The sequence below is a fragment of the Streptomyces sp. NPDC126499 genome (assembly GCF_040302485.1).
Classification (GTDB): domain Bacteria; phylum Actinomycetota; class Actinomycetes; order Streptomycetales; family Streptomycetaceae; genus Streptomyces.
This window is the reverse complement of record NZ_JBEOUO010000007.1, coordinates 193,748-207,877: the sequence shown is the minus strand read 5'-3', so window position 1 is coordinate 207,877 and position 14,130 is coordinate 193,748. Positions and strand designations below refer to the sequence as shown.

General features: G+C 71.6%; 11 protein-coding genes. 7 read left to right on the top strand and 4 right to left on the bottom strand.

Translation table 11 applies throughout. From position 1 onward, the window contains the following. Window positions 1-96 precede the first annotated feature (96 nt). Window positions 97-1,083 carry an ATP-binding protein gene (locus ABTZ91_RS12845; RefSeq protein WP_352077164.1) on the top strand — a complete coding sequence of 329 codons (987 nt, stop codon included), beginning with the start codon at window positions 97-99 and terminating at the stop codon, window positions 1,081-1,083. Between the two features lie 115 nt (window positions 1,084-1,198). Here the strand turns inward: ABTZ91_RS12845 and ABTZ91_RS12840 are convergent, their stop codons facing one another. After that, on the bottom strand, window positions 1,199-2,521 hold the full coding sequence (locus tag ABTZ91_RS12840; RefSeq protein ID WP_352077163.1) for a hypothetical protein: 1,323 nt from the start codon (window positions 2,519-2,521) through the stop codon (window positions 1,199-1,201). Between the two features lie 257 nt (window positions 2,522-2,778). Between ABTZ91_RS12840 and ABTZ91_RS12835 the strand changes: the two genes are divergently transcribed. The 6 genes from ABTZ91_RS12835 to ABTZ91_RS12810 all read left to right on the top strand — a co-directional run bounded on the left by ABTZ91_RS12835 (window position 2,779) and on the right by ABTZ91_RS12810 (window position 10,803). After that, a complete protein-coding gene (locus tag ABTZ91_RS12835; protein WP_352077162.1) occupies window positions 2,779-5,247 on the top strand; it encodes a SulP family inorganic anion transporter in 2,469 nt (822 codons plus the stop codon). Window positions 5,248-5,439: 192 nt separating this feature from the next. Next, window positions 5,440-7,395 (top strand): acetate--CoA ligase, encoded by a 1,956-nt coding sequence (acs, locus tag ABTZ91_RS12830; protein WP_352077161.1) that lies wholly within the window; start codon window positions 5,440-5,442, stop codon window positions 7,393-7,395. A gap of 246 nt (window positions 7,396-7,641) precedes the next feature. Further along, the gene (gene nhaA / locus ABTZ91_RS12825; RefSeq protein WP_352077160.1) at window positions 7,642-9,039 is read left to right on the top strand and encodes a Na+/H+ antiporter NhaA; all 1,398 of its coding nucleotides are present in this window, start codon (window positions 7,642-7,644) and stop codon (window positions 9,037-9,039) included. Between the two features lie 37 nt (window positions 9,040-9,076). Beyond that, complete coding sequence (locus ABTZ91_RS12820; RefSeq protein ID WP_352077159.1) at window positions 9,077-9,571, top strand: phage holin family protein; 495 nt, start codon at window positions 9,077-9,079, stop codon at window positions 9,569-9,571. Next, window positions 9,568-10,515: an alpha/beta hydrolase gene (locus ABTZ91_RS12815; protein WP_352077158.1), complete on the top strand. Its 948-nt coding sequence runs from the start codon at window positions 9,568-9,570 to the stop codon at window positions 10,513-10,515. Before ABTZ91_RS12820 ends, ABTZ91_RS12815 begins: the two co-directional genes overlap by 4 nt. A gap of 99 nt (window positions 10,516-10,614) precedes the next feature. Further along, window positions 10,615-10,803 (top strand): hypothetical protein, encoded by a 189-nt coding sequence (locus tag ABTZ91_RS12810; RefSeq protein ID WP_352077157.1) that lies wholly within the window; start codon window positions 10,615-10,617, stop codon window positions 10,801-10,803. Window positions 10,804-10,940: 137 nt separating this feature from the next. Here ABTZ91_RS12810 and ABTZ91_RS12805 read toward each other — a convergent pair whose 3' ends face one another. The 3 genes from ABTZ91_RS12805 to nth all read right to left on the bottom strand — a co-directional run bounded on the left by ABTZ91_RS12805 (window position 10,941) and on the right by nth (window position 14,071). Then, window positions 10,941-12,140 (bottom strand): MarP family serine protease, encoded by a 1,200-nt coding sequence (locus ABTZ91_RS12805; RefSeq protein ID WP_352077156.1) that lies wholly within the window; start codon window positions 12,138-12,140, stop codon window positions 10,941-10,943. Window positions 12,141-12,188: 48 nt separating this feature from the next. Beyond that, window positions 12,189-12,887 carry a CoA pyrophosphatase gene (locus ABTZ91_RS12800; protein WP_352077155.1) on the bottom strand — a complete coding sequence of 233 codons (699 nt, stop codon included), beginning with the start codon at window positions 12,885-12,887 and terminating at the stop codon, window positions 12,189-12,191. Window positions 12,888-12,961: 74 nt separating this feature from the next. Further along, window positions 12,962-14,071, bottom strand: a complete 1,110-nt coding sequence (gene nth, locus ABTZ91_RS12795) for an endonuclease III (protein ID WP_407077943.1) — start codon at window positions 14,069-14,071, stop codon at window positions 12,962-12,964. Window positions 14,072-14,130 lie beyond the last annotated feature (59 nt).

Below are 14,130 nucleotides of genomic sequence, written 5' to 3'. Positions count from 1 at the left end.
GGAGGCTACGCGTCCAGGGCGCCCGCCCCACCTTGGAGTGGTCTTCTTCACGCAGCTTGACCACACGCCGCGAGCGTGCCGCTACGCTAGGTGAACATGAAGATCGCTTTCGTGGGGAAGGGCGGCAGCGGCAAGACCACGCTGTCCTCGCTCTTCATTCGACACCTCGCCGCCGCCGGGGCTCCGGTCCTCGCGGTCGACGCCGACATCAACCAGCACCTCGGGGCGGCGCTCGGCCTCTCCGACGAGGAGGCGGCGGCGCTGCCCGCGATGGGCGCGCACCTGCCGCTGATCAAGGAGTACCTGCGGGGCTCGAACCCGCGGATCGCCTCCGCCGACACGATGATCAAGACCACGCCCCCCGGGGAGGGTTCGCGGCTCCTGCGGGTCCGCGAGGACAACCCGGTCTACGAGGCCTGCGCCCGGCCGGTGGCCCTGGACGACGGCGGCATCCGGCTGATGGCCACGGGCCCGTTCACCGAGTCGGACCTCGGTGTGGCCTGCTACCACTCGAAGGTCGGCGCGGTGGAGCTGTGCCTGAACCACCTGGTGGACGGCCCGGACGAGTACGTGGTCGTCGACATGACCGCCGGCTCCGACTCCTTCGCCTCCGGCATGTTCACCCGTTTCGACATGACCTTCCTGGTCGCCGAGCCGACCCGTAAGGGCGTCTCCGTCTACCGCCAGTACAAGGAGTACGCGCGGGACTTCGGGGTCGCCCTGAGGGTCGTCGGCAACAAGGTGCAGGGCCCGGAGGACGTGGAGTTCCTGCGCGCGGAGGTGGGTGACGACCTCCTGGTGACGGTCGGCCACTCCGACTGGGTCCGCGCCATGGAGAAGGGCCGCCCGCCCCGCTTCGAGCTCCTGGAGGCCACCAACCGCACGGCCCTCCAGACGCTCCAGAACGCGGCGGACGACTCGTACGCCCACCGCGACTGGGAGCGCTACACGCGCCAGATGGTCCACTTCCATCTGAGGAACGCGGAGAGCTGGGGCAACGCCAAGACCGGGGCGGACCTGGCGGCGCAGGTCGACCCCGGGTTCGTCCTCGACGAGCGACTCGCCGTGCCCCAGCCGAGCTGAGGCGCCCCGCGTCGGCGGCCCGGGCCGGACCTCGTCACGAGATCCGGCCCGGGCCGTGGCGTCGACCGGTCTGGAGGCCGACAGGGTGGTGCCGGCGGTCAGTGGCGTCCGGCGGTCACTGGCGCGCGGCGGCCGGCTGGGTCGCCGGGGCCGGGGGGCCGGCCGGCACGGCGGGCTGGGGCGCCAGGAAGGACTGCCAGCCGCCCGGCGGGGCCTCGCCGACCTTCAGCGTGCGGAGCTTGGCGAGGACGTCCGGGTCCTGGGCGTCGAGCCAGTCGGCGAGCTGGCGGAAGGAGACGCACTTGACGTCCTTCTGCACGCAGACCGTCGCGATCGTCTCCTCGATGGCGCGCATGTACGTGCCGCCGTTCCAGGACTCGAAGTGGTTGCCGATGATCAGCGGCGCCCGGTTGCCCCGGTACGACCGCTCGAAGGCCTGCACCAGCCCGTCGCGCATCTGGTTGCCCCAGAACCGGTGCATCGACGGGTCGCCCTTGGTCGTCCCGGACTGGTTGACCAGGAAGTTGTAGTCCATGGACAGCGTCTGGAAGGCGCGCCCCGGCATGGGGACGAGCTGCAGCGACAGGTCCCACAGGCCCATGTCCTTCTTGGGCCAGATCTGGTCGTTGACGCCGCTGGTGTCGTAGCGGAAGCCCATCTGGGCCGCCGCCCGGACGAAGTTCTTGCGGCCCTCCAGGCACGGCGTGCGGGCGCCGACGAGCTCCTTGTCGTAGTCGAACGGAAGCGGCTTCTCCGCCTGCAGACCGGCGTTGGTCTTCCAGTTCTTGACGAAGGACTTGGCCTGGTTGATCTCGCTCTTCCACTCCTCGACCGACCAGGTGCCCACGCCTCCGTCCTTGCCGCAGAAGTGGCCGTTGAAGTGGGTGCCGATCTCGTTGCCCTCCTCCCACGCGCCCCGCAGCTCGCGCACGGTGTCGCGGATGCCCTCGACGTCGTTGAAGCCGATGTCGGAGCGGCCCGGGGAGTGCCGCGGCGGGTTGTACAGCTCGCGCTTCTCCTGCGGCAGGAGGTAGACGCCGCTGAGGAAGTACGTCATCGTCGCGCCGTACTTCTTGCCCACCTTGCGGAAGTGCGAGAAGAGCTTCTGGCTGTCCTCACCGGCTCCGTCCCAGGAGAACACCACGAACTGGGGCGGCTGCTGACCGGGCTTCAGGCGTTCCCAGACCGGCTGGTGGGGCTGGGCGCCGGTGAAGGCGGTGGAGCCGTCGCCGATCAGCCGCACCGCGCTCTGCGGGGCCCCGGCGGGGCCCTTCTCGGCTCCCGCGCCGCCCGGACCCCCGCCCGGGGCGGAACCGCCGGAGCCCGAACAGCCGGCCAGGCCGGTGGCGAGCGCGACGGCGAGGGCGCCGACGGCGAGCGCCCTCTTCTGGACTGAGGCCCTCTTGTGGACTGCGGTCCCTCTCGCGGCGGCTGACATCCGCACACCTCTCCTCGGATCCTCGGATTTCCGTACGAGCGGCGTCAACGTCGCACCACGACGGCCGGGGAGCGTCGCCGACAAGCGGCATGGGCACGTTCTGTCACCGGAATCGGTGAATCATTGCCCTGTTTGCCCCGAAAATAATGCCGGAGTCTTTACTCTCCATTACTGTTCATTTACCGAGCGTTGATCGGTATCCCGCCGCTGCACCCCGCACGAGCCGCGACCGCGCTGCCCCCGGAGGAGACGGGAACATGACTCTCTGCACCCCTGACCGCACGACCAACCGACCTCGCGTCCAGCGGCCCCACAGCCCGCCGGACGGCGCGGACGGTCCCCGCCGCCGCTTCCGCATCGCCGGCGCGGACGTCTCCGCGTCCATCACCGTCTTCCTGATCGCCCTGCCCCTCTCGCTCGGCATCGCCCTCGCCACCGGCGCGCCGCTCCAGGCCGGCCTGGTGGCCGCCGCCGTCGGCGGCATCGTGGCCGGCCGCCTCGGCGGTTCGCCCCTCCAGGTCAGCGGCCCCGCCGCCGGACTGACCGTGGTCACCGCGGAGCTGATCCAGCGCTACGGCTGGCGCACCACCTGCGTCATCACGCTCCTCGCCGGACTCGCCCAAGTCGGCCTGGCGGCCCTGCGGGTGGCCCGCTCCGCCCTCGCCGTCTCCCCCGCCATCGTCCACGGGATGATCGCGGGCATCGGCGTCACCATCGCCCTCGCACAGCTGCACATCATGCTCGGCGGCAGCCCCCAGAGCTCCCCCGTGGACAACGCCCTCGGACTGCCCGCCCAGCTGGCCGAGGTGTCCCCGGCCGCGGTCGCCGTCAGCGCCCTCACCGTCGCCCTGCTGCTGCTCTGGCCGCGCCTGCCCGGCCGTACAGGACGACTGCTGCGCACGGTCCCCGCGGCGCTCTCGTCGGTCGCCGCCGCGACGGCGCTCGCCGTGCTCGCCGGTCTCGGCGTGCCGCGGGTCGACCTGCCGGCCTGGACCAGCCACGCCCTGCCCGGGCTCCCGGACGGGCCGGTCCTCGGGCTCGCGGCCGGGGTGCTCACCATCACGCTGGTCACCAGCGTGCAGTCGCTGCTGTCCGCCGTCGCCATCGACAAGCTGGCCGCCAAGCGCGCCGCCGACACCGGCGGCGCCGGCGTGCCGCGCTCGCGGCTCGACCGCGAACTCGCCGGCCTCGGCGCGGCCAACATGGTCTCCGGCGCGCTCGGCGGTCTGCCCGTGGCCGGGGTCGCGGTGCGCAGTGTCGCCAACGTCACGGCAGGCGCGGTGAGTCGCAACTCGGCGATTCTGCACGGCGTGTGGATCGTGCTCGCGGCCCTGCTCCTGGTCCCGCTGCTGGAGCTCATCCCGCTGCCCGCGCTCGCCGCCCTCGTCATGGTGGTCGGCGTCCAGATGGTCAGCATCACCCACATCCGCACGGTCACCCGCCACCGCGAAGTGCTGGTGTACGCGGTGACGGTGGCGGGTGTGGTGTTCATCGGCCTCCTCCAGGGCGTGGCCATCGGCATCGCGGTGGCGGTCGCCGTGGCGATGCACCGCCTCGCCCGTACCCGGATCACCCGGGAGGAGCGGGACGGGCGCCATCTGATCCGTATCCGCGGGCAGTTGACCTTCCTCGCGGTGCCGCGGCTGAGCCGTACCCTGCACCAGCTCCCGGCGGGCGCCGACGTCGTCGTGGAGCTCGATGGTTCGTTCATGGACCACGCGGCGTACGAGACGCTGCACGACTGGCAGACCTCGCATCTGGCCCATGGCGGCAGCGTCGACATGACCGGCCCCTCCGGTCTGCGGATCACCGAACCGACGCATGGTCACGGACCGGTGGACGCATCCGACGCCGAGGGCTCCAGAGCCGGGTCCGGGTCCGGCGGGCACTCCTGTTGCCGGCCGTGGACGCCGTGGCGCAACCACCAGTGCCAGGAGCAGCCGGCCAGCGAGACCGACGGCGAAGCGCCCGGGACCACCACGACCGCGCAGCGGCTGGCGAGCGGCATCGGCGCGTTCCAGCGGGACACCGCCCCGCTGGTCAGGGACGAGCTGGCCCGGCTGGCCCGGGAGGGGCAGCGGCCTTCCCAGCTCTTCCTGACCTGCGCCGATTCCCGGCTGGTCACCAGCATGATCACGTCCAGCGGCCCCGGCGACCTGTTCACCGTACGCAATGTGGGCAATCTGGTGCCGCTGCCCGGCGAGGAGAGCGGGGACGACTCGGTCGCGGCGGCGATCGAGTACGCGGTGGAGGTGCTGCGGGTCGACTCGATCACGGTCTGCGGCCACTCCGGCTGCGGCGCGATGCAGGCCCTGCTGAACAGCGGGCCCGACGACCCCTCGAGCCCCCTGCGCCGCTGGCTGCGGCACGGCCGGCCGAGCCTGGAGCGGATGGAGAGCCGCAGGCACGCCTGGGCCAGGATCTCCGGGCGGCTGCCGGCCGACGAGGTCGAGCAGCTGTGCCTGACCAATGTCGTCCAGCAGCTGGAGCACCTGCGCGCGTACGAGTCGGTGGCGCGGCGGCTCGCCGAGGGCACGCTGACCCTGCACGGGATGTACTTCCACGTGGGCGAGGCGCAGGCCTATCTGCTGGCCGGCACGGACGAGGTGCACAGCTACGACGACGTCTTCAACCACGTGCCGCCGACGGCGGCCGGAGCCGGCGACCGGCCCGGTGCCATGCCGTTGCCGGGCAGCGGCGCCCGGGAGACCGCCCGCGCGTCCTGAACCTTCCGTTCCGTTCGTCCGTGAAAGTGTGTGGCCCCCGCTCCCCTCCGCTCGGGGAGCGGGGGCCACCTCCGCATGCCGCTCACAGGTCTAAACCAATTGCCCGGAGGCTCTTGTCACCCGGGCATCTGGCTGATGAGCTATGACGCGGGACACACAGGCACGTAGGACGCCCTGGGAAAGGGAGATGTCGTGAGCAACGAATCCTTGGCCAATCTGCTCAAGGAAGAACGCCGCTTCGCGCCGCCGGCCGAGCTGGCCGCGCACGCCAACGTCACGGCGGAGGCGTACGAGCAGGCCAAGGCGGACAGGCTGGGCTTCTGGGCCGAGCAGGCCAAGCGGCTCACCTGGGCCACCGAGCCGACCGAGATCCTGGACTGGTCGAACCCGCCCTTCGCCAAGTGGTTCGCCGACGGCGAGCTGAACGTGGCGTACAACTGCGTGGACCGGCACGTCGAGGCCGGCAACGGGGACCGGGTCGCCATCCACTTCGAGGGCGAGCCCGGCGACAGTCGCTCCCTCACCTACGCCGAGCTCAAGGACGAGGTGTCCAGGGCCGCCAACGCCCTCACCGAGCTGGGTGTCCGCAAGGGCGACCGGGTCGCCGTCTACCTGCCGATGATCCCCGAGGCCGCCATCACGATGCTGGCCTGTGCCCGCATCGGGGCCGCCCACTCGGTCGTCTTCGGCGGCTTCTCGGCCGACGCCGTCGCCTCCCGCATCCAGGACGCCGACGCCAAGCTGGTCGTCACCGCCGACGGCGGCTACCGCCGCGGCAAGCCGTCCGCGCTCAAGCCGGCGATCGACGAGGCCGTCGCCCGCTGCCCGCAGGTCGAGCACGTCCTCGTGGTCCGCCGCACCGGCCAGGAGACCGCCTTCACCGAGGGGCGCGACGTCTGGTGGGACGACGTCGTCGCCCGCCAGTCCGCCGAGCACACCCCCGAGGCCTTCGAGGCCGAGCACCCGCTGTTCATCCTCTACACCTCCGGCACGACCGGGAAGCCGAAGGGCATCCTGCACACCTCCGGCGGCTACCTGACCCAGGCCGCGTACACCCACCACGCCGTCTTCGACCTCAAGCCGGAGACCGACGTCTACTGGTGCACCGCCGACATCGGCTGGGTCACCGGCCACTCGTACATCGTGTACGGGCCGCTGGCCAACGGCGCGACCCAGGTCATGTACGAGGGCACCCCGGACACCCCGCACCAGGGGCGCTTCTGGGAGATCGTGCAGAAGTACGGCGTCACCATCCTCTACACGGCGCCGACCGCGATCCGCACCTTCATGAAGTGGGGCGACGACATCCCCGCCAAGTTCGACCTGTCGTCGCTGCGCGTCCTCGGCTCCGTCGGCGAGCCGATCAACCCCGAGGCGTGGATGTGGTACCGCAAGCACATCGGCGGCGACCGGTGCCCCATCGTGGACACCTGGTGGCAGACCGAGACCGGCGCCATGATGATCTCCCCGCTGCCGGGCGTCACCGAGACCAAGCCCGGTTCCGCCCAGCGCCCGCTGCCCGGCATCTCCGCCACCGTCGTCGACGACGAGGCGAACGAGGTGCCGAACGGAGGCGGCGGCTACCTGGTCCTGACCGAGCCGTGGCCGTCGATGCTCCGCACCATCTGGGGTGACGACCAGCGCTTCATCGACACCTACTGGTCCCGCTTCGAGGGCAGGTACTTCGCCGGCGACGGTGCGAAGAAGGACGACGACGGCGACATCTGGCTGCTCGGCCGGGTCGACGACGTCATGCTGGTCTCCGGCCACAACATCTCCACCACCGAGGTCGAGTCCGCGCTCGTCTCCCACCCGGCCGTCGCCGAGGCGGCCGTCGTCGGCGCCGCCGACGAGACGACCGGCCAGGCGATCGTCGCCTTCGTCATCCTGCGCGGAACGGCCAGCGAGGACGACAGCCTGGTCGCCGAGCTGCGCAAACACGTCGGCGCCACCCTCGGCCCGATCGCCAAGCCGAAGCGGATCCTGCCCGTGGCCGAACTGCCCAAGACCCGCTCCGGCAAGATCATGCGGCGCCTGCTGCGGGACGTCGCCGAGAACCGCGAACTGGGCGACGTCACCACCCTGACGGACTCGTCGGTCATGGACCTCATCCAGACCAAGATGCCGGCCGCCTCCAGCGAGGACTGAGCGGCGAAAACGCAGGTGAGCGCCCGTCCCGGGCCCCGGGGCGGGCGCCTTCGCGTGATCCACAGGTGGTTGTCCACAGGGCGTGCCGCCGTCCCCGTATGCGCATAAAGTGACCATCACCGGACGCCACCGAGCATCTTTAGGTAGGGTAAGGAACGCGTCAATGACGTGACAAGGAAACCTAGGTGCGCCGGGAAGTCTGGTCGGCATGTGCTCCGCGCTGCCCACCGACCGGAGGTTCTCACCGTGCCCGCGCCCACGTCCCACCGCCCCAGCTTCCTCGGCCGCCTCTCGCTGCCCGAGCGCCGGTTCCTCGCCGCCGCCCTGCGCACCGAGACCGTCGGCGGAGTGCTGCTGCTCGTGGCCGCCATCGTCGCGCTGGTGTGGGCCAACACACCCCTGAAGGACAGTTACGCCTCCCTGCGGGACCTCCACATCGGGCCGGCCGCCCTCGGGCTCGACCTCTCCGTCCAGCACTGGGCCGCCGACGGCCTGCTGGCGATCTTCTTCTTCGTCGCCGGCATCGAGCTGAAGCGTGAACTCGTCGCGGGCGAGCTGCGCGACCCCAAGGCCGCCGCCCTTCCCGTCATCGCCGCCGTCTGCGGCATGGCGGCACCCGCCCTCGTCTACGTCCTGGTCAACACGGTCGGCGACGGCAGCCTCGCGGGCTGGGCCGTGCCCACCGCCACCGACATCGCCTTCGCGCTCGCCGTCCTCGCCGTGATCGGCACCTCCCTGCCGTCCGCGCTGCGGGCCTTCCTGCTCACCCTCGCGGTGGTCGACGACCTGTTCGCCATTCTGATCATCGCGGTCTTCTTCACCGGCGACCTGAACTTCGCCGCCCTCGGCGGTGCCGTCGCCGGACTCGCCGTCTTCTGGCTGCTGCTGCGCAAGGGCGTCCACGGCTGGTACGTGTACGTGCCGCTCGCCCTGGTCATCTGGGGCCTGATGTACAACAGCGGCGTCCACGCCACCATCGCCGGCGTCGCCATGGGCCTGATGCTGCGCTGCACCACCCGGGAGGGCGAGGAGCACTCCCCCGGCGAGCACATCGAGCACCTGATACGCCCCCTCTCCGCCGGTCTCGCCGTGCCGCTGTTCGCCCTGTTCTCGGCCGGGGTCGCGGTCTCCGGCGGCGCCCTCGGCGACGTCTTCACCCAGCCCGTCACCCTCGGCGTCGTCCTCGGGCTCGTGGTCGGCAAGACCATCGGCATCTTCGGCGGCACCTGGCTCGCCGCCCGCTTCACCAGGGCCGAGCTCAACCCCGAGCTGGCCTGGCCGGACGTCTTCGCCGTCGCCTCGCTCGCCGGCATCGGCTTCACCGTCTCGCTGCTCATCGGGGAGCTCGCCTTCGCCGGCGACGCCGCCCTGACCGACGAGGTCAAGGCCGCCGTCCTCGTCGGCTCGCTGACGGCCGCCGTGCTCGCCTCCGTGCTGCTGAAGCTGCGGGTCCGCAAGTACCAGGCGCTGGTCGTGGAGGAGGAGCGCGACGACGACGAGGACGGCATCCCCGACGTCTACGAGGAGCACAACCCGGAGTACCACCTGCGCATGGCCGCGATCCACGAGCGGAAGGCCGCCGAACACCGGGAGCGCGCCCGACTGGCGGGGGCACCGCGCGATGAGGCCGACCGTCCGGCATGATCTGAGGTCGGACCGTAGAAGAGGAGAGGGAACAGCCATGAGCGACCCGTTCGACGGAGCCGAGCGCAGCCTCGGCCAGCTGGTCGCCTCGGCGACCGCCGAGATGTCCGCACTGGTGCACGACGAGATCGCCCTGGCCAAGGCCGAGATCCGCCAGGACGTCAAGCGCGGCGCGATGGGTGGCGCGGCCGGAATGGCGGCGGGCGTCGTGCTGCTGTTCTCGCTGCCGCTGCTGAGCTTCGCGCTCGCCTACGCCATCAACGCCTGGACCGGCGGGCACAACGGCAACGGCGGCTGGAACATGGTCTGGTGCTTCCTGCTCTCGTTCGCGGCGAACGTGCTGCTCGCCGGGCTGCTCGCGGTGTTCGCCGTGGCCAAGTTCAAGAAGGTCAAGAAGCCGGAGAAGACCATCGCCTCGGCCAAGCAGACGGCGGCGATCATGCAGAACGTCAAGCCGCATCCTCGTCCGGTCGCCGACGCGGCGCCGATCGCCCTGGACAAGGCCCCGTCTGTGGCACGCTCGTCTGCATGACCGTCCCTGAGAGCAGCAGCGCCAACGGCGGAAGCCCCGTCCGCATCGACGGGCCGTGGACCCACCGTGACGTGGCGGCCAACGGTGCCCGCTTCCACATCGCCGAGATGGGCGACGGCCCGCTGGTGCTCCTGTTGCACGGCTTCCCGCAGTTCTGGTGGACCTGGCGCCACCAGCTGCCCGCCCTCGCCGAGGCCGGGTTCCGGGCCGTGGCGATGGACCTGCGCGGCGTGGGCGGCAGCGACCGTACGCCACGGGGCTACGACCCGGCCAACCTGGCCCTCGACATCACCGGCGTGATCCGCTCGCTCGGCGAGCCGGACGCCGCGCTCGTCGGCCACGACCTGGGCGGCTACCTCGCCTGGACCGCCGCCGTGATGCGGCCCAAGCTGGTGCGCCGGCTCGCGGTCTCCTCCATGCCGCACCCGCGCCGCTGGCGCTCGGCGATGCTCGCCGACTTCTCGCAGACCCGGGCCGGCTCCCACGTATGGGGCTTCCAGCGGCCGTGGCTGCCGGAGCGTCAGCTCGTCGCGGACGAGGCGGCGCTCGTGGGCAGACTGATCGAGGACTGGTCCGGGCCGAATCCCCGGTCCGCCGCCGACCAGGAGGCCCTGGAGGTCTACCGGCGGGCGATGTGCATCCCGTCGACCGCGCACTGCTCGATCGAGCCGTACCGCTGGATGGTCCGCTCCCTGGCCCGGCCGGACGGCATCCAGTTCAACCGGCGCATGAAGCGGCCCGTGCGGGTGCCCACGCTGCATCTGCACGGCTCGCTCGACCCGGTGATGCGGACCCGCAGCGCGGCCGGCTCCGGGCAGTACGTGGAGGCCCCGTACCGCTGGCGGCTCTTCGACGGACTCGGGCACTTCCCCCACGAGGAGGACCCCGTCGCATTCACCACCGAGCTCGTCAACTGGCTCAAGGACCCCGAGCCGGACCGCTGACGCTCAGGCGTCCGTCGAACTGCCATGTGCCCCGCGCATACGCCAATTGGCGGGCTCCGGGGAGGTTACCGACCTTGGGGCCCGGGCACACGTCCCGGTATGGGCTGGACGCACGACTACGGTGACACGGCACGCGACCGCCGCTCGATCGGCGGATCGGCCGCCCCCGAGCGGGGCGGTACGCAGGACCACGGCCACTCGCACCCCGAGGCGGACGTGGGAATCTCGCGCATCCTGCGCCGCCGGGCCCGCTGGGTCTCGGCGCGGCTGCGCCACACCCGCACCTAGGCAATGCCCGAGGGCGGGTCCCGCGGCGCTCCCTGAGAGCCTGCGGGACCCGCCCTCGGGCGCGGTCCGGGCTCCGCTCCGAAGGGGCGCGGCCCGCGGTGCGGGCCCTGCACAGCGCGGCCCCGGGCCGGGACGCTCTAGAGGGCGCAGCCCTGGCTGTCGACCTGCTGGTTGGCCGCGCGGCCCCGGGTGATGTCCTCCTGGATCTCGTCGACCGTCAGCGCGTAGCCGGTGTTGGCGTCGTCGAGGGACCGGGCGAAGATCACGCCGTAGACCTTGCCGTCCTCGGTGAGCAGCGGGCCGCCGGAGTTGCCCTGACGGACCGTCGCGTACAGCGAGTACACGTCCCTGCGCACCTCGCCGCGGCGGTAGATGTCGGGCCCGTCGGCGGTGATCCGACCGCGCACGCGCGCCGAGCGGACGTCGTACGCGCCGTTCTCCGGGAAGCCGGCCACGATGGCGTTGTCGCCGCTGCGGGCGTCCCGGTCGGTGAACTCCAGCGGCCTGGCGTCCAGATCGGGCACGTCGAGGACCGCGATGTCGCGCTCCCAGTCGTAGAGCACGACCTTGGCGTCGTAGAGCTTGCCCTCGCCGCCTATCTGCACCGTCGGCTCGTCGACACCGCCGACGACATGGGCGTTGGTCATGACCCGGCGCTCGGCGAAGACGAAGCCGGTGCCTTCGAGGACCTTGCCGCAGCTCGGGGCGGTCCCGACGACCTTGACGATCGAGCGCTGGGCGCGCTCGGCGACCGGGCTGCCGGCGAGCGCCGGGTCCGGCGGCCGGACCTCGGTGATGGGCTCGTTGGCGAAGGGGTTGAAGACCTGGGGGAAGCCGTTCTGGGCGAGCGTGGAGGTGAAGTCGCTGAACCAGCGGGATGCCTGATCGGGCATCACCTCCTCGACGCCCAGCAGCACCTTGGAGTTGCGGACCTGCTTGGCCCACGTGGGCACGGCGGTGAGGGCCAGGGCCGAGCCGAGCAGCCAGGCGACCAGCAGCATCGCGACCACGTTGACCAGGGCGCCGCCGGTGGCGTCCAGGGCGCGCGCGGGGGTCCAGGTGATGTGCCGGCGCAGCTTGTTGCCGAGATGGGTGGTGAAGGCCTGGCCGACGGAGGCGCAGACGATGACCACCATCACGAAGATGACCGTCGCGGTCGTGGTGACCTGGCTGTGATCGGTCAGCTGGTTCCAGATGACCGGCAGCAGCAGGACGGCGACGAGACCGCCGCCGAGGAACCCGATCACCGAGAGGATGCCGACGACGAATCCCTGGCGGTAACCGATGATCGCGAACCACACGGCGGCGAGCAGCAACAGGATGTCCAGCACGTTCACCGTCAATAGCCTCGCAGATTCGTCTTCGGTCGCCCCGGGGTCAGCCTGTCATGACCTCCAGTCGAGCGGGACCCGCTTGGACCGGTCCCAGGGGCGCTCCCAGCCCGCGTAATGCAGGATCCGGTCGATCACTCCGGCGGTGAAACCCCAGACCAGGGCCGATTCGACCAGGAACGCGGGGCCCGTGTGGCCCCTGGGGTGCACAGCCGTCGCGCGGTTCGCGGGGTCCGTGAGATCCGCCACGGGGACGGTGAAGACCCGGGCGGTCTCGGCGGGGTCGACGACACCGACGGGGCTGGGGTCGCGCCACCAGCCGAGCACGGGGGTCACGACGAAGCCGCTGACGGGGATGTAGAGCCGGGGCAGCACGCCGAACAGCTGGACGCCGGCCGGGTCGAGTCCGGTCTCCTCCTGCGCCTCACGCAGCGCGGCCCGCAGCGGCCCGCTCCCGGCCGGGTCGCCGTCCTCGGGGTCCAGCGCGCCGCCGGGGAAGGAAGGCTGTCCAGCGTGCGAACGCAGGCTGCCGGAGCGCTCCATCAGCAGCAGCTCGGGGCCGCGCGCCCCCTCGCCGAAGAGCACGAGCACGGCGGACTGCCGCCCGGCGCCGTCCTCGGGCGGGAGGAAGCGGCTCAGCTGCTCGGGCGCGACCGTGCGTGCCGCCCGGTCGACGGGGGCCAGCCAGTCGGGCAGCCCGTCCCGGTCGAGCAGTCCGCCCGCTCCGTGGAGCTCTTCATCAGTGCGCGTCATAGGCACCCCCGTGTTTCACAACGCGGTCGGAGTGTGGGTTCGTTCCCCCGGTGCCCCGGGGCCGTCGGGGGCCCTCACGAGCTCGCGCCCAGCGGGGGTGCCGGGCGGCCGGGATAGTCCGGGGGCGGATTGAGCCGCTGGCCGGGGAAGCCGCCCATCTCGTACTTCAGGAGCTTCTTCGCCTTCTCCGGGTCGGTCTCGCCCTCCCCGTAGGCGGGGCAGAGGTGGGTGATCGGGCAGGCGCCGCACGCGGGCTTGCGGGCGTGGCAGATGCGCCGGCCGTGGAAGATCACCCGGTGCGAGAGCATCGTCCACTCGCTCTTCGGGAAGATCTCGGCGATCTCCGCCTCGATCTTGACCGGGTCCTCCTGCTCGGTCCACTTCCAGCGGCGGACCAGGCGCATGAAGTGGGTGTCGACGGTGATGCCGGGCACGCCGAAGGCGTTGCCGAGGACCACGAAGGCGGTCTTCCTGCCGACGCCGGGCAGCTTGACCAGGTCCTCCAGGCGCCCGGGCACCTCGCCGCCGAAGTCGTCCCTGAGGGCGGTGGCGAGCCCCATGATCGACTTGGTCTTGGCGCGAAAGAAGCCGGTCGGCCGGATCAGCTCCTCGACCTCCTCGGGGACGGCGGCGGCCAGGTCCTCGGGGGTCGGGTATTTCGCGAAGAGCGCGGGGGTGGTCTGGTTGACCCGCAGGTCGGTCGTCTGGGCGGACAGGACCGTGGCGACCAGGAGCTCGAAGGGGTTGCGGAAGTCGAGCTCGGGGTGGGCGTACGGATAGACCTCGGCGAGCTCGCGGTTGATCTTCCGGGCGCGCCGCACCATGGCGAGGCGGGATTCGGGCTTCGCCTTGGCTGCGGGCCTGGTGCCGGCCACGGGCCTGGTGCCGGCCGCGGGCTTCGCCTTGGCCGCGGGCTTGGTGCTCGCCTCTGGCTTGGTGCCGGCCGCGGGCTTCGCCTTGGCCGCGGGCTTGATCACGCCTTGGGCGGCGGGGGTGGCCGGGGTGGCGGGCTCCTCCGCCGAAGTGGAGGTCGACGGGGACTCCGTCGCCCCGACCGCCCCCTTCGGGGTACGTTTCGTCGCTTTCGTCTGTTTCGACACGCCGCGTTCGCCCACAGCGGAATTACCTTCGACCCGCACTCTTCCAGCCCCCTTGGCCTGTGCTCTCACCGGCGAGTTGGACACCCGGCCAGCCTAGGCGCCGCCACCGACATCCGCCCCGCGCACACCGGATCGCGACCCAA

Bases quoted from the DNA above. Each gene is read 5' to 3' on its own strand.
- ABTZ91_RS12800 (WP_352077155.1), bottom strand. From the start codon at position 12,887: ATGACGCGCACTGATGAAGAGCTCCACGGAGCGGGCGGACTGCTCGAC.
- ABTZ91_RS12845 (WP_352077164.1), top strand. From the start codon at position 97: ATGAAGATCGCTTTCGTGGGGAAGGGCGGCAGCGGCAAGACCACGCTG.
- ABTZ91_RS12820 (WP_352077159.1), top strand. From the start codon at position 9,077: ATGAGCGACCCGTTCGACGGAGCCGAGCGCAGCCTCGGCCAGCTGGTC.
- ABTZ91_RS12815 (WP_352077158.1), top strand. From the start codon at position 9,568: ATGACCGTCCCTGAGAGCAGCAGCGCCAACGGCGGAAGCCCCGTCCGC.
- ABTZ91_RS12810 (WP_352077157.1), top strand. From the start codon at position 10,615: ATGGGCTGGACGCACGACTACGGTGACACGGCACGCGACCGCCGCTCG.
- ABTZ91_RS12835 (WP_352077162.1), top strand. From the start codon at position 2,779: ATGACTCTCTGCACCCCTGACCGCACGACCAACCGACCTCGCGTCCAG.
- ABTZ91_RS12840 (WP_352077163.1), bottom strand. From the start codon at position 2,521: ATGTCAGCCGCCGCGAGAGGGACCGCAGTCCACAAGAGGGCCTCAGTC.